Raw genomic sequence first — 15,851 nt, 5'->3', positions numbered from 1 at the left:
ATTTGAAACAAGGAAGATCGACGGGAAAATTATTTTGATTTTTTAGTCGAAAATCGAATTATTTTTGAATGGTTCGATTCTTCTAGAAAAAAATACCTATGTCTACGCTTTGGATGTTCAGCTTGTTGTTTGGTAGTGTGGGACTTATTGTGTGGTGTACTGCCCGTTGGCGGATGAACCCTTTTTTGGTGTTGTTTTTGATTGCCTTACTCCTGGGATTGGTTTCGGGGATGCCGCTAGACAAAATTGTAGATACGCTCAAAGATGGTTTTGGCGAAACCATGAAAAAAATCGGGCTGGTCATCATTTTGGGTACGGTACTGGGGGTTTTGTTGGAACGGAGTGGGGCTACCCTGCGCATGGCGAATTACATCCTTGGGAAGGTGGGCGAAAACCGGGCACCCGCAGCACTTTCCATCACTGGATTTTTGGTGGGTTTGCCCATTTTTTGTGATTCAGGTTTCATCATTCTCAATGGTTTGAAACAGTCCCTGGTTCGACGGACCAGTTTTGGAATGCCCCTGATGACCATGTGTTTGGCCACTTCCTTATACGGGGTGCATTGTTTGGTGCCTCCGCATCCAGGTATTGCAGCGGCAGGGGCAACCTTGGGAGCTGATCTAGGTATGGTGATGTTGTTGGGGATTGGCATTTCTATTCCATTGACACTGCTGGGCTATTTTTGGGCTTTGCGCTTTGGGCCGAAGGTGGCTGGAGAAGAAGCTTCCAGTGATCCAGATCCAATTGCCACGGAATCGCGCCCTTTGCCAGCGGTATGGCGCTCTTTTTTGCCAGTGGCATTGCCCATCTTTTTGATTGGACTCAAGTCCTTGGCTTTTTTAGGAATTGCAGCGGATGCGCCCAAAAGTGGATGGCTGAAATTCCTGAGCTTGATTGGAGACCCAATTATTGCCTTGTTGTGCGCGATTGGGTTGGCGGTATTGTTGTTGCCCAGAGCAAATGACCGCAAGTCGATTCAAAAATGGTTTGGCGAGGGGGTAGAAAAGGCAGGGCCAATCCTGGCGATTATTGCGGGCGGCGGCACTTTTGGGGCCATGCTTAAAGCGGCTGATTTGAGTACTGCGCTGGCTGCGAGTATTGCAGAGTGGCATTTGGGCTTGTTTTTTCCGTTTTTACTGGCGCTAATTTTAAAAACGGCCCAGGGCTCATCTACCGTGGCGGCAATTACGGCAGCGAGTATTGTGGCACCAGCCTTGCCGGGATTGGGTTTGGATAGTGAGTGGGGGCGGGCTTTGGCGGTGCTTTCGCTGGGTGCGGGTTCCATGGTGATTTCGCATGCTAACGACGCCTATTTTTGGGTAATTTCTACGTTTTCAAATTTGCGCACGGATGTGTTGTTCCGGTTGTACACGCCCGTGACGGCGGTGATGGGGGTAGTAGCGCAGTTGTTGATTTGGGGGCTGTTTTTGTTGGGATAGTTGGAGGCGTGATGTTTTTTTTAGTAAAAAAATAATCATCACTTATACGTACTGCGATTTCAATTTAACCGTAGTTTTTTAACGCAGAGTTTCACAGAGTACCCGCAGAGGTTCGCGGAGTTTTTAGTTTTAAATAGTTTGCCACCTATGGTGGCTGGAGTTTGTGCTCCAGGGAAATCTTGCTTAAGATCAAGCAAATGAATAGGACTTGATAAAAGGTAAAGACCCAACCTTCAGTAAAGGCGACCTCCGTGGCCTCTCTGCACCGCAGGTGCCTCTAAAAAAACTCCGCGAGACTCTGCGGATACTCTGTGAAACTCTGCGGTAAATAAAATGCGTAACGTGAGTTGTCTAAGCTAAATCACTACATAAACCGAGCATAATGAGCCTCAAAAACATAGCCAAGTCCCTGCTAATGCTTCTCGTCTTGTCTTGCACCAACCAAGGCCCTCGGCATCCAAAACCCTTTCAGCACGCCTCTAAAAAAGTCCCGCTTGCCCTCTTGGCATCCAGCACTCAGAGTTACACTGAAGCAAAGGCCCAAATGTTGACTTTGCGCAATAAAACCCGCCAGCAATTGGCCAGTGGCGAAATCGACAGCACCCAAGCGGGAGTCTTATTTACTGAAGGTTTATTGACGAGTATCATTCCACATTGGTACGGCACACCCTGGGATTTTAACGGCTATACCGATACGCCCAGGCAAGGGAAAATTGCTTGTGGATATTTTGTTTCTACTACTTTACTTCATGCAGGCATTGCTTTGGATCGTTACAAGTTAGCCCAACAAGGGCCGCAAGACGAGGCTATTGCACTGAGCCTGCACAAAGACTACCATACTTTTTCTGGTTTCCCAGCTGGAGTAATGGCTAAAAAAATAAACGAGGAATTGCAGGAAGGTTTGTATTTCATTGGTTTGGGCGAAAGCCATGTAGGTTATTTATTGAAACAAAATGGGGAATTGTACCTCATTCATGCCAACTATACTGGCGACGCGGTAGTCACCATCCAACCCCTGATGCAATCGGTTTTTCAGTATTTCACAACCTGGCATATTGCGGAAATTACGTACAACCGAGCTTTGTTGAGGTATTGGTTAAGTGGGGAAAAGTGTGTGTTGCCATATCCGAATTTGGCGGTACAATCAAAAAAATAAAAACCGAACTCGGATTAAGAGCCATGGTTTAAATTCCTAAATCCTCTCCCATTTCTTTGCGCATTGATTTTTTTTTCGGATGTTGCACGCCTTATGTTTGCAGTAAAACACTATCCGGAGCGCATTAAGGGGAAGGAATTGGATGACTATCTGGCCAATGGTTGGTATCGGATGGGTCAAACGATATTTACGACCCATTTTTTATGCTTTGGCGAAACCTTTTACTCGGCCATTTGGGTGCGGCTCGATTTGCAAGCGCACCAGTTCAGCAAGAGCCTGCGCAAGGTCATCAAGCGCAACAACGAGCGCTTTCAGTTTCATTTTGGCAAAGCGGTGATCGACGTGCCCCGCGAAAACCTGTATCAGCGCTATCGGGCCATTTTTCCAGGTATGATTGCTCCTTCAATCCTGGACTCCTTGCAGGATGGCGATCATTTCAATGTGTACAATACCTATGAATTCACGGTGTACGATGGCGATAAATTGATAGCGGTCAGTTATTTCGACCTGGGGGAGGATAGCATTGCCAGTATTTTGGGCTTCTATGACCCCGAATACAAACCCTTTAGCCTGGGCCTGTACACCATGCTCATGGAGGTTGAATACGGCAAAATACAAGGATTCAAATACTTCTACCCAGGGTATGTGGTACCCGGTTATGATCGTTTTGAGTACAAACTGCGCATCGGCCCGGTGGATTATTACGACATGCGCTCGGGAGACTGGTTGTCTTATGCTGCCTTTACCAAAGAAGAAATTCCCATTTACCGCATGCGGGTCAAATTGGAGGTTTTGCGCCAGGCTGCGCAAAAAATGAGGCTGAATTTGCCCCTCAAGTTTTACCCCCTTTTTGAAGCCAACTTATTTGGTTACCCTTCGCTACCTTTTTTTGACTACCCCTTGATGGTTTATGGAGGGGCGACCCAGGAAGAGGATGGGCATTATGTCCTGGTATTTGACCCGCGCACCAGCCAATATCAATTGTTGTTGTGTTCCAATTTTGATTATTCCCTGTTTTATTTCAATGATGCCTATACCAGCATGTTCAATGCCGAGCGGCATTTTGTGCAGTTGCTGCTGATGGAGCAGGTACTGGAAAGCAACGTGAGTCCAGAGCAGGTACTCCATGCACTACAAACGGAACAAGTTAAAGGAAAAGTAAAATAAGCACTAGTAGTGGGGCAAAATGAACATTTATTTTTTTATCGCCCCTTACACAAACCCCAATACCTTTGCCACCTCACTCTTATAGCTCCGCCCAATGGGCAATTCCTGGCTATTGATTTCAACATGATTGGGTGAAAAAGCCTGTATTTTGTTCAATGCGACCAAGAAGGAACGGTGGATGCGCAAGAATTTTCCGTCGGGCAATTTTTGCTCTAAATAACTGATTTTCTGCTTGGTCACAATCCGGCGCCCGCCCACGTGGATGATCACGTAGTCTTTCAGGCTTTCAATGTACTGGATATCCTCTAACGGGACTTTGATCATTTTTTTATCTGCCCGCACGATGATGCTATCCGCAGTTTGCATGGGCATACTTTCATCACCAATGGCAGGAATATTGGAAATGCCCGGAGCAATGATGATGGACGAGCCCAGACCGGAAGCACTGGGCGTTTCGCTGGCACTATTGGCCGCCTGTTGAAACTGCGAATACGCCTTACTCAGTGCTTTAAGGAAACGACTAAAGGGGATGGGCTTCAACAAATAATCCACCGCATCCATCTCAAAAGCTTCGATGGCATAATCGCGATAAGCGGTAGTGAAGATAATTTTTGGTCTTTGTTGCAGCGTTTTTAGGAATTCAATGCCATCCAGTTTGGGCATCTGAATGTCCAAAAACAACAGATCAACTGTTTGCTCCTGCATCAGGGCAAAAGCTTGCAAGGCATTTTCACAACGCCCGATCAGATCCAGCCCTTCGATGCGATTGATGTAGGAGCTCAATACATCCAGGGCCAATGGTTCATCATCGACAATTAGACATCTTATCTTCATATTTCCTGTTCTAAGCGCTAAATAGTGGGGCAAAATGAACACTTATTTTTTGTCCCCCCCTAAAACCCAGCGCTAAAGTCGCACATTGATTCTTACTACCTTGATCCGTTTGGGATCAACTCCACTTGCCGTGGATAGAATTTCTTTTTCACCAAGTAAGGACTCTGGGGTACTCTTCCGGCCATCATTTAAAACCAGCATCAGCCCAGCGTCAATTTTTCCACCATTCCAATTGCTGACTGCTCCGCCGTAGTCCCAACCAAAGCCCCAAAAGGTAACAGGTTTGCCATTTATTTTGACCAGTTCTTCCAGTGTAGTACCAATGGTAATGCCTTCGGGCGATTTCCAATCGGTTCCCTCTTCAGTGATGCGCAACAAAGCTGGGCGATCTTTGACAATGCTGGTGTCGTAATACACTTCAACGGCATTGCGGGTATCGCCAAAAATGACAAAACCGGGTGCTGTTGCGCCTTCGCCCAGGTAAATTTCCTGGCGTTTTACATTTTGCACCCCAAAGGTTTGTACCAAATCATTTTCCAAGCTATGTGCCGCATACAATGGCCCAATTCGTTGACCGGGTACCAGCAAAAAATCTCCACCTGCTTGTTGTTTTCCATCATTGAGTGCTTCTGCCTGAGGTTTTTTACCAGCGGGCTGGCAGGCGAAAACGAGCAAGAGTCCTAATCCAAGCAAAAGATGACGTATTTTCATACAATCAGGTGTTTTAACAAGTTCTAAATGTAGAAAAGTTTGGCTTAAGGTAGCCTTGACAAGGGTTTAAATTTTTTTGCTCCATTTCCAACGCTCTTCAATTTGCCGAAAGGCATTTAAGTTTTCAGCACTGCCCATAAAATCGGCAATGGTATCCAGGTGTTCAAACATGGGTTTATCTGCCCAGCCATGCCCCCCTTCGGTGCCACTCACCAGGATGTAGGGTTTATTGAGTACTTTCAGGCGTTGAGCAATGGCACCTGCACCAAAAAGCGGTAAGTAGCCCGGTTGATCTGGTTTGCACAGGTGGTGAGATGCTGCGCCGTAGGGCACCAAGGGGTCGGTTTCACCATGAAAAAGCAGCGATGGTAAGGCATTTTCGGCGGTGATCCAGGTGATGTCCAGTAAGGCACCGGCCATACTCAAAAGACCTGCATAGCGAAAATCAGGGGGCAAGCCACGTTTTTCCACTCCCAAATCTCCTTCCTTCCAATACGCTGCATTAACGATCGCTTCCGCTCCTGCACTACTGCCCGCCAAAATGATTCGCTCAGGGTGGATGCCCCAAGCCTCCGCGTTTTGTAACACAAAACGGGTGGCTGACCATACATCTTCCGCAGCGCTGCGAAAAGCGGCAATTTTGATGGATTGTTGCTGGTCGCAACTCATTGAGCGGCCTCGCATGCTCAGGTGATAGGAGCAAGGGATGGCAATGAGCCCCAGACGGGCCAGTTTTTCAGCAAATTGTACATAGCGGATTTCAGTTCGACTGCCTTCGGAAAAGCCGCCGCCGTGGAAATACAAAACAGCGGTCCTGCCAGGTTTGAGCATTTCCTCTTCCAACTGGTATACATCCAGTGCCAGGGCTTGACCGTTTTTTTCAGCATAAACATGGGTCGATTTGTTCAAAGCAGCTTTGGCTATTGAAGAATTCGACTGTCTGTTTGCGCCGAAAATCCGGGAAATCCGCCTGAGCGTATGATTGATCCAGCTTGGCTTGGCCATTGGTAGATTGAATGTTTGCTGGGGGCGAAGGTAGGAAAGGCGAGTTAGAAAACAAAAGAGAAGTTGGCCAGAGCCGTGCTGGCCAGCCCATGGTCATATTTGGTTTCTGAGGTGCTTTTAGGACAAAAGCACCTCAGTTGTGATTGCCCATCACTTTTGGTTCAACTTTAATCCAATCCCCACGCTCGTTGCCCTGGTCAGTTCTTTGGCCAAAAACAAGTTGAGCGGATAGAGTGGGATGTAATGCTGAAAGGAAAAATAGACCCGTTTTTTTCCCCATTTCAAATTGTACAACAGGCCCAATTCAGGGCGAAGCTTAGCGGTAATCAATTCCGGCTTGAGTGCTTCATCCACAAAAGTATGCGAACGGTAATAATTCCCTCCAGCCATCAAAAACAGATTATTGTTGAAGCTTTTACGCCCAAAAGTGCCCCCAATACCTACTGCTTCACGCCACCAAAAATTGTTTATTATCAGGTATTTTTGATCGGGATCGGTATTAAAAATGGACTTGGCAATTTCTGAGTAGCATACCACTGACAAGTGCTTCGCGATGTTCTTTTGGTACAGTACATTCACATGGGGAGTGACTGGAATTTGCAGTAAGCCGTTCTTGCCTACTTTAAATTCCAGGCTGCTAAAACCTTTGTCGATGTAGCTTGGAACTGTGTTTTGAGCACTGACCAGCGTGGCAATCGCCAATACCAGGATGGCCAATGAGATGTGCTTATTCATGTGAAAAGGGATTATTGGTGTTGGTAATAAAAATCAAGAGCCCGCTCCAGGTCCTCTGAGGCAGAAGATATGTGTCCGGTATTGGGGACTTTGTAAAAAGAAGTGGTGCAGTTGGGGTAGTATTTTTTCATGCGCAGGTACCACTCTTCGGCAAGTATGGCGATTCCTTCTTCAAATTCGCCACAACCGACATATACCAGGCATTTTTTTAAAGCATTGCTAGACCTGTTTTCCAATTCATACTTAAGCCCAATGCCATCATCCCACCAATATGCTGGACTCAACATCAGGTAATTGCTGAAGACGTCGTGGTGTTTGGCAAACATATACCCGGATACACTACCGCCCAAAGAGTGGCCCGAAATGGTACGCTTTGAAGCACTGGTGTCTACCGAAAATTCTTCTTCAATCCTCGGAATGAGCTCATGCTGAAGGAATTTTGCGTAATTCTCCGTTCCGCCTCCTTGATTTCCAAACTGCTTTAATATCGTTGGTGCATAATCCCGGATGCGGTCTTCGGTGGAACCAATGGCTACGATAATTCCATTTTGCTTTTGGTACTTTACACTGATTTCCTGGCTCATTTTTCCAACCAAGTCATACACTTTGCTGCCACCAGATTCATCATCGCCATCCAACACATAAATGGTCGCGTACTTTATCCCCGGCTGGTAGTCTGAAGGGAGTACGACATAAACAGGATAGCTTGTCCCGGTGTAAGTCGATTTAATGGAAAGAGGCTTTACCCTGGAGGCATCCAGCGGCTCTTCTTTGGTACAGGAACCGAACCAGAACATACCTAAGGTAAGGAAGATCAAACTCGGCCTTAAATTGATGTTTTGCATAACAGTCGTTTTTTCTCAAAACTATGCCTGCAAAACGGCGCTCCTGTTCTATCTTATAAAACCAAACCAAAAATCTGTGCTGAGGGGGTACGAAATTATAAAACAGAACTGCGGCTTTTGTATTCACTGGGCGATAACCCAGTGACCTTCTTGAAGGTAGTGTTAAACACCGTTTTTGAGTTGAATCCTGCGTCAAATGCAATGCCTAGGATGCTTAAATGGGCAACTCGAGGGTCATCCAATAATTTTTTTGCCTCTTCCACCCGGTATCGGTTCACATACTGGGCGAAATTTTCTCCATAGCCCTCATTGATGACGTAAGAGAGGGTGTGAATGGTGATTTGCATGCGCGCTGCCAATTTTAGCAAATTCAATTCATTGTCCAGGAAAGGCTTTTCTGACTGCATCAATGCATCCAATTGTTGCTTCAACCCTTGCAATTGCGCTGGCTCAAGTTGTGGTTTTTTAGGCAATTCCTGCTTTCCTTCTGTCAGTTGTTGGATGGCTTCTTTTTCATTTGCATTAAAATTATACACCTCCCTTTGGTGCAAGGCGTAATAGGCGAGAAAAAAGACCAACACGAAATAAGTGGTAGTGACTACATAATTCAGCAAATCACTTTGCACCAAGACATAGGTGGCCCACACCCCAGCTAAGATCAATACACAGATCAGGAAATATTTGAACCAACTCAAATCAATTCCTTCGCTGGAGGAGTGGATTTGTGCTACATTTTTTTGGTGGCGATTGATCTTGAGCAAGGACAGAATACAGTACGTCAGCGTATACACCAGAATGATGCCCGAGGCAATGTAGTCGTCCGCTTGCATCGGCTCCTCCGTCAATAACATTTTTAACTTGCTCGGCCCATCCTGCATCACCAAAGCGGGGAGGTTCAATAGGCAGTAAGTGATGAAAAAAAAGAAATGGAAGAGATCTGTCCACCGATATTTCCTTTGTGGAGCAACAAAATACAGGGCGGCAAAATAAATAGAGGGGGGAACTAAAAAAAACAATAGGTCGGAGATGCCGATCAGATGAGGAAAAGTATGGTAAATTTTATGCGTAATCAACAAGGTATCCAAATTGACCAAGGCCAAACTAAACATAAAAATGCCTAGCCAAAAATTGGCTTGTTTGTTCACCCCCTTTGGGTTGGTAAAAATGAGGAAGGATAAAAGTAGGGTTGAACCAGCGATTAAGGATTCTAATAATTGTAACATGGTTTGGGCTTTGGTGATTGTTTTTGCCACTGCAATTTATTGCCTATTTTGGGTTAATTTTTCGGGTAAGGGTGAAACATCATTTCAGTCATGTATGCACGACGTTTAAAAACTTCCTTTGATCAATTTTTCGAAGCCCCTTTATCCGCTTGGGATGGTTTTTTAAGCTTTTGTGAAGTAGTGCATTTTAAAAAAATAAAATCATCAAAGCTTATGGCCAAACCGAACGTTACGAGTATTTTATCTTGTCCGGACTTCTTTTGCTTTGGCATAAAATAAATCAGGGACGATAAAAAAATAAACGGAAAAAATTCACAGTTTGCATTTTGGCCTGTCTAAACTTATGTAACCAAAATTCCTTGGTTATTAAAAAAGGTAAGGTTAAAATGAGTGCATTTAAGAACCACGATGTTCAAAGTGTGAATCTTCAAACGACAACAGAAAAAGCGTTTAGTTACATTGCAAATCCCAACAATTTGCCAAAATGGACTGGTGCATTTAGCCAAGCTGACGAAAAATCAGCATTGCTTGTTACACCCAATGGAGAACTTGAAATTGGGTTGGAAACGAAAAGCAACAAAGAATTAGGAACGGTTGATTGGCACATGACAATGCCTGACGGAAGTGTTGGTGTTGCTTATTCAAGGATTGTTACTGGTCCGGACAAAAATGCAATTTATTCCTTCGTTTTAATTGCTCCGCCAGTTCCCTTAGAACAAATTGAAGGCGCTTTATCTGCACAGATGTTACAGCTAAAGGAAGAACTTGAAAAGTTAAAGTCTATTTTAGCTCAATAAAAACCAAGAAGGGTTGTCTAAATCAACCCTTCAATTTTACAAAAATGGAAGAAAGAGAACTAATACAATCTTGTCTTGAAGGAAATAAACGAAGTTTGGAACTGTTGGTCAATTCCATTCAGGGATTGGTTTTTAATTTATCCTTGCGCTTTTTATGGAACAGAATGGATGCGGAAGATGCTACTCAGGAAATATTGGTTAAAGTGATTACCAACTTGAGCAAATTTGATGGAAGAAGTAAATTGAATACTTGGGCCTACAAAGTAGCGACTAATTATTTATTAAACATCAAACAAACCGCACTCGAAAAAACATTTACTTCGTTTGACATTTTTGCAAGCGACTTAATTACAGCGAAATCTGCAATTGATTATGAACTTCCTGACAAACAACTTTTAGAAAGTGAAATGAAAACAGGGTGCACTCTCGCAATGTTGCAGTGTTTAAACAGAGAATTAAGAATTACGTTTATTCTTGGAAGTATTTTGAAAATCAAAAGCAATGTTGCTTCAACGATTGTAAAAACAAGCCCTGAAAATTTCAGAAAACGGCTTGAATTGTCAAGGAAACTCATTGGTGGTTTTTTGAATGCTCATTGTGGAGTTTACAACCCAAGAAATAGCTGTAGGTGTAACCAACAAATTCATTCGGCAATTACTTGTGGTCGTATCGTTAAAACAAATCTAAACTTTGCCGACAAAATAGAAATATACAATGATGAGATGGAAGAGTTAAATTCTATGACCGGAATTTATCAAAATCACGGAACATTCAAAAGCCAAACAGAATTTATATCACACCTTAATGACTTAATTGCTTCTAAAAGAATCATAAACGACAGCTAGTGCTCAATTGTTGGCAGTAAAATTGCCCTTGTTGGCTAATGTTTAATAAATTTTTGTACTCGCTCTGACAAATTTGCGATGCGAATAAAATATAGCCCTTTAGGTAAACCTGCAATGTTGATTTGAGATGCTTGAGCTTGTTGAGTTATGTCAACCTCATTAAGCAAGATTCCCATTGAATTAAAAATTTGTATTCGTCCTTTATTTCCGATATCAGAATGTTTAATGGTTATACTTTCGCTTGCAGGATTAGGGTAAATGGAAAAATTTATTGGGAACGGATGGGTTGTAGAAGTGGATAGAATATTGTCTGGTGACGTGGATAAGCCAAACCCGTAACCCGTTTCATACCACATATAATATTTATTATCAGTGGGTCTATGCACTACATCTGGGGCCCAGGGCCCTCTATATTCTGTAAGGTTATAACCAGCATCATAGGTATTAAAAATCGGGTTAAGCTTACTTTTTGTCCAGTTGATTCCATTTGTAGAGGTTGCAAAACCAATTCTAATTGTATCAACAAGACCATTGTCTAGGACATCAAAATAGGATACTCCGTTGTACCACATTTCAAATTGTCCATTTCGTTTAATAACGGTAGGTACTCCAACTCCATAGCCTTCCCAAGAAGAGAGTAATCCACCATTTAGAACAGGGTTTCCGGGATGCTTTGCCCAAGTTATACCATCGGACGAAGTAGCAAAGCCAATTTTAACTTGCCATGTAGTGTCAATACCCGAATACCACATATAGTAACCCTCACCATCATAAACAACCGTTGGGTCTCCTACAAAAAGTCCATCCCAATCACCTAGGTTTCCTTTTTTTAATACAGGTGCAGGTCCACTACGTGTCCAATTGATACCATTCGATGAGGTTGCTAGTCCAATTGATGCATCTACCGAAGAATTGTCCGTATCACCAAAATAATACATTTTATATCCAGCCTTGTCTTTAATCCAATCAGGGGTATCTAAAAAATAACTATCCCAACTCCCTATTGAACCTACATCAAATATAGGAGTGGCATTATTGTATTTTGTCCAGGTGATTCCGGCATCAATTGAAAAGGCATAACTGATGCGGCCTTGAGCAGATGCATTAACAGCATACAGCATTTTTAAAGTATCTCCCTCGTCAATTATTGAAGGGCTTCCAATGAAAGTTCCTTCATAGCTATTTAATGTTTTAGTCATTATTAAATTACGGGGGTAACGTGCCCAAACTGTCTGCGCATTCAGAAGCTGAATGGATAGAAAGAATAGGGTAATTACTATCAAATTTTTTTTGCTGTATTGGTTCATTTTATTCTGTTGGTTTTGGGTGTATTTTTATTTAGAGGGCATTGGTGACCTATTGTGCCTTGGCGAAGTTCTGAAAAAAAATTGGAGCGAAGCAAGATTGGTTATCAGTATTTTTGAAAGACATCTTGGGGTTGATTCGGCTCAAAGATTTTTTCCACTTGGAGCAGGTGCTTACAGCGTAATAGACTATTTAAAAATTTAGCCCTCAGTTCCGATGGAGCGGTTTTTTATAATTTTTTTGCATTTTTTTGTTCAAGATTGAGTACAAAACGCCGCAGTAGGCTTTATAAATGTAATAGATCGGAAAAGAATTTTTTATCCTTCTAATAAAGCCCTATTCTCATGAAAACAACCTTAACTTACAAATCAAAAATTGGTACAATTCTTCTGCTTGCATTCTGTGCAGTATTTATAGCAACTGGGATACAGTGCCAAACCAGTATGCCAGCCCTTAAAGGCTACGCAGGACTTTATATTTTAGGTGCTGAGGGCCAGCCATTGCCTAGCGCGGATTTTTCCAAATCGTATGTTGATGGAGCAGCAGTTAGAGTGCGTTGGAGTTCTCTAGAAACTGCGGCAGGTGTGTTCAACTGGGCTTTTCTCGATGGTGAAATAGCTAAGGCAAGCTCTGCAAAAAAGAAAGTGTCGATTAGTATCCTTGGTACTCCCAACTGGTTAAAGGGCTTGGGAGCAGAACAATATTTTTACATTGACAATAATGCCAATCACCCAACTTTCGGAGACACACTGCCTGACTATTTCCCATGGGATGATGTGTTTGTGAACAGAGTCATCTTACTCAATCAGCAACTGGCTAAACGATACGCCGCTAACCCAACAGTCGCATATTGCAATACAGTAGCTGGTCATTTTTCGCGGAATTTACCTTCTAGCAAAATTTTGGCCTCACAAGTATGGCAGCCTATTTGGAAAGTTAAGGGGTACCATCCAGATACAATCGTTGCTAAAATGAAAAAAGTTTTAGACGTTTACATGGATGTATTTCCCAACACGCCCCTATGGAATTCCATGGACTACCAAACCTTTGAACCCGCGGCTACAGGACATGCTCGCAATTACATCTCCCAGCAATATGCTAATTATGGATTGTCTACCTACCCCGATCGTTTTGGAGTTTGGCGAGAAGATCTGGCCGGTTGTAACCCTCCTCCAACCATTCAATCTAGTTCACAATGGTTCCCGGTGGTACAGAATCCTTGTCGAAATGGCGCACAGATGTTATGGAGTGTTCAAGACGGCCCCACGAGAATGAACCAATGTGGAATACTGCCCGATACTAAGGAGGCCGTGATGGATAGTGCCATTAATCGGGGAATTAAACTTGGCATGCGCTACCTGGAAATATATAAAATAGACATGGAAGATGCGTCGTTGAGTACTACCCTAAGTAATGCGCATCTGCGGTTTCATACTAATGTTAGCAAACAATGTGTCTCTTCCCTACCTTCGACCCCTGCTACTGTCAATTGCAACAATTTTATACTGAGTGGCAACCCTGAAAGCCTCAGCAATGGAGCTACCTGGAAATACCAATCGACTGACAATGGAGTACAATATGATTTGCAAGGTGTTTTATTCAAACCACAAGGTGCGGGGCCTTTCCCGGTTGTTCTTATCAATCACGGTACCGGTGGTAGTGCTGCTTCTTACAGCAAATCAGTTGCCAAAGAAATGGTAAAATGGGGATACATCTGCATCGCGGTCAATTACACCCATTCAAGTGGGGTGCCCTGCGGCTTGCCAGGCACTTGTGCCGAATCAGAGTGGGGGGTTAGTGAGGTCAATTTGTTGCGCGGCAAAAAATGCCTGGACTTGCTCAGTTGTCTTCCTTATGCGGATACAAATTGTATCATGGCCTTCGGTCACAGCAGAGGAGCCTTCATTACTGCGGGTTTAGCGGCAGTTTATCCCAGCAAATTTAGGGCTCTGGCCCATACCGCAGGAGGGGCTAGTGATGCCATTGGTTCATCTACCATTTCGCTAGCTGAAGCCCAACAAATCAAAACGCCTTACCTGTTGCATCATGGCAGTATTGACAATGTAGTGGCTTTGGCCTGGGATGCAGACTTAGCCAAGGTACTTACTCAAAACGGAGTGTCCAATCGATTGTACGAATACCCAGGGTTTGGGCACAGCGAAGTTCGTTTTGATTTAGAGATGTATACACGTACCAAGGCTTGGTTTGAAAAATACGGCTGCAATACAACAACGTCCTCTGGCCCTGATTACCCTGCACCCAGCGGGGTATACTGCAGTTGTGGGCCGACCACAGGTAATGGTTCAGGCTCGGTGGCCCCTGATATTGCTAAAAAATCTTTCATCAAAGGAATTTTGGTTAGAGTTGGTTGGAATTTATTGGAAACCAGCGATGATGTTTACAATTGGGCCTTGTTGGATGCCCAAATTGCTGCGGCAAAATCCTATGGAAAAAAAGTGTCTTTAGGCATTGGCAATGGCCCCGCTACTCCTGCCTGGGTGTATACTGCGGGCGCACAAAAGCTACAAAGTGCACACCCTATTCTGGGCAACATCAGCCTTCCTCTTCCCTGGGATGAGGTGTTTTTGAAAAAATGGACGGAGTTTGTAGCCCAACTGGGTGCACGATACCAACAAGACACTACGATTACTTTGGTTTACATCACCAATTCTACCTCTAATGGCATCGAAATGCAAGTACCACTCGATGTAACCCCGAGTTGGACTAGCCTTGGTTATGCTGATGCCAAAATAATTAACAGTTGGAAAACGGTGATGAGGGCTTTTAAAGCTGCTTTTCCCGGGCATTATCTTTCCAACGATTTTCATCCAGTCAATGGCAGCAACGTGGTTGCCGATTCGGTTTATGCCTATGCCATTCAAAGTATGCCGAGGCAATACGGTGCTTCCGCCTGGTGGTGGACGCAGAAAAACACCGGAGTGTATCCCGCACAACACGATATCCTGCAACATTCCGCTCAAAACGCACCTTTCACTGGGGTACAAATGGCCTACAATGGCACCAGCGATTCTATTGCTTTTGGCGCAGGTGGTTTCCCTGCTGCTTTACAGTTGGCCATCAAAAATGGGGTTTGTTATTGGGAGGTGTGGAACCAAGATATTTTGAATTCCAAATTCAACAGCTTGCTGAGTGCTCCTGGCCCAAAGGCCCTTTTTGACACGCAAATCAAAGGCAATACTGTGAATTTTGTCAACAAGTCTACTCAGACTGATTCATTATTATGGGATTTTGGCGATGGCCACAACTCCAGCGACGCCAACCCCGTCCATCAATATGCCACATCAGGCAAGTATATTGTAACCTTAAAGGCAAGTACAGCTTGCGAGCACTCCACTTTTCAATCGGAAATAAATATTGTAGTATCTGGCCTTGAACATTTTGAGCATCAAAATTCAATTGATGTTTTCCCCAACCCCAACCAGGGATACTTTTGGGTGAAAATGCAAAATCACCTTATTTCGAAACCTGAATTTGTACTTTTTGATTCAATTGGAAGGCCAGTCCTGCAAAATCAAAAAAGTGGAAATGACTCGACGTTGTTAGATTATTCCAACATCAATCCTGGCGTGTATTATCTAAGCGTAAGCATGGACGGGCAATTGGTTGGCATAAAAAAGGTAGTGATTATACTGTAACGAAGGATGAAAAAATGATTTAGTGCTTTGCCTTAGAGCATCCCCATAGTAGCGGCAAAATCATTAAATTATTTTTTCATCTTTCCTTAAATCTATAACATCGGGTATTTCTGAAAAGCCCTCATTGATTCCT

At 43.8% G+C, this 15,851-nt stretch carries 13 protein-coding genes; 6 read left to right on the top strand and 7 right to left on the bottom strand.

Going from position 1 to position 15,851, the window contains the following annotated elements; genetic code table 11:
• The first annotated feature begins 98 nt into the window (after window positions 1-98).
• The 3 genes from ACO08K_RS31770 (at window position 99) to ACO08K_RS31760 (ending at window position 3,762) form a co-directional block, all read left to right on the top strand.
• Window positions 99-1,439: a GntP family permease gene (locus tag ACO08K_RS31770; RefSeq protein ID WP_421800533.1), complete on the top strand. Its 1,341-nt coding sequence runs from the start codon at window positions 99-101 to the stop codon at window positions 1,437-1,439.
• A 382-nt stretch (window positions 1,440-1,821) separates the two neighbouring features.
• Window positions 1,822-2,595, top strand: a complete 774-nt coding sequence (locus ACO08K_RS31765) for a hypothetical protein (RefSeq protein WP_421800532.1) — start codon at window positions 1,822-1,824, stop codon at window positions 2,593-2,595.
• A gap of 93 nt (window positions 2,596-2,688) precedes the next feature.
• Window positions 2,689-3,762: an arginine-tRNA-protein transferase gene (locus ACO08K_RS31760; protein WP_421800531.1), complete on the top strand. Its 1,074-nt coding sequence runs from the start codon at window positions 2,689-2,691 to the stop codon at window positions 3,760-3,762.
• A gap of 45 nt (window positions 3,763-3,807) precedes the next feature.
• Here ACO08K_RS31760 and ACO08K_RS31755 read toward each other — a convergent pair whose 3' ends face one another.
• The 6 genes from ACO08K_RS31755 to ACO08K_RS31730 form a co-directional block, all read right to left on the bottom strand.
• Window positions 3,808-4,596, bottom strand: coding sequence for a LytR/AlgR family response regulator transcription factor (locus ACO08K_RS31755; protein WP_421800530.1), 789 nt, complete (start codon window positions 4,594-4,596; stop codon window positions 3,808-3,810).
• A gap of 72 nt (window positions 4,597-4,668) precedes the next feature.
• Complete coding sequence (locus ACO08K_RS31750) at window positions 4,669-5,307, bottom strand: hypothetical protein (protein WP_421800529.1); 639 nt, start codon at window positions 5,305-5,307, stop codon at window positions 4,669-4,671.
• Window positions 5,308-5,373: 66 nt separating this feature from the next.
• Window positions 5,374-6,312, bottom strand: a complete 939-nt coding sequence (locus tag ACO08K_RS31745) for an alpha/beta hydrolase (protein WP_421800528.1) — start codon at window positions 6,310-6,312, stop codon at window positions 5,374-5,376.
• Between the two features lie 150 nt (window positions 6,313-6,462).
• Window positions 6,463-7,047: a hypothetical protein gene (locus tag ACO08K_RS31740; protein WP_421800527.1), complete on the bottom strand. Its 585-nt coding sequence runs from the start codon at window positions 7,045-7,047 to the stop codon at window positions 6,463-6,465.
• 11 nt (window positions 7,048-7,058) lie between these two features.
• Window positions 7,059-7,892 carry an alpha/beta hydrolase gene (locus tag ACO08K_RS31735; RefSeq protein ID WP_421800526.1) on the bottom strand — a complete coding sequence of 278 codons (834 nt, stop codon included), beginning with the start codon at window positions 7,890-7,892 and terminating at the stop codon, window positions 7,059-7,061.
• A 95-nt stretch (window positions 7,893-7,987) separates the two neighbouring features.
• Window positions 7,988-9,115 (bottom strand): helix-turn-helix domain-containing protein, encoded by a 1,128-nt coding sequence (locus ACO08K_RS31730; protein WP_421800525.1) that lies wholly within the window; start codon window positions 9,113-9,115, stop codon window positions 7,988-7,990.
• A 359-nt stretch (window positions 9,116-9,474) separates the two neighbouring features.
• On the opposite strand from ACO08K_RS31730, the gene ACO08K_RS31725 reads away from it, so the two are divergent.
• Both ACO08K_RS31725 and ACO08K_RS31720 read left to right on the top strand, forming a co-directional pair.
• On the top strand, window positions 9,475-9,912 hold the full coding sequence (locus tag ACO08K_RS31725) for an SRPBCC family protein (protein ID WP_421800524.1): 438 nt from the start codon (window positions 9,475-9,477) through the stop codon (window positions 9,910-9,912).
• Between the two features lie 44 nt (window positions 9,913-9,956).
• Entirely contained in the window at window positions 9,957-10,757 is an 801-nt protein-coding gene (locus ACO08K_RS31720) for an RNA polymerase sigma factor (RefSeq protein WP_421800523.1), read from the top strand.
• A 35-nt stretch (window positions 10,758-10,792) separates the two neighbouring features.
• On the opposite strand, the gene ACO08K_RS31715 is transcribed toward ACO08K_RS31720, so the two are convergent.
• Window positions 10,793-12,064: a T9SS type A sorting domain-containing protein gene (locus tag ACO08K_RS31715; protein WP_421800522.1), complete on the bottom strand. Its 1,272-nt coding sequence runs from the start codon at window positions 12,062-12,064 to the stop codon at window positions 10,793-10,795.
• A 342-nt stretch (window positions 12,065-12,406) separates the two neighbouring features.
• Between ACO08K_RS31715 and ACO08K_RS31710 the strand changes: the two genes are divergently transcribed.
• A complete protein-coding gene (locus ACO08K_RS31710) occupies window positions 12,407-15,718 on the top strand; it encodes a PKD domain-containing protein (RefSeq protein WP_421800521.1) in 3,312 nt (1,103 codons plus the stop codon).
• Window positions 15,719-15,851: the final 133 nt, after the last annotated feature.

This window comes from Haliscomenobacter sp. (assembly GCF_965225875.1).
GTDB lineage: Bacteria > Bacteroidota > Bacteroidia > Chitinophagales > Saprospiraceae > Haliscomenobacter.
This window is presented reverse-complemented; position numbering and strand designations above follow the sequence as displayed.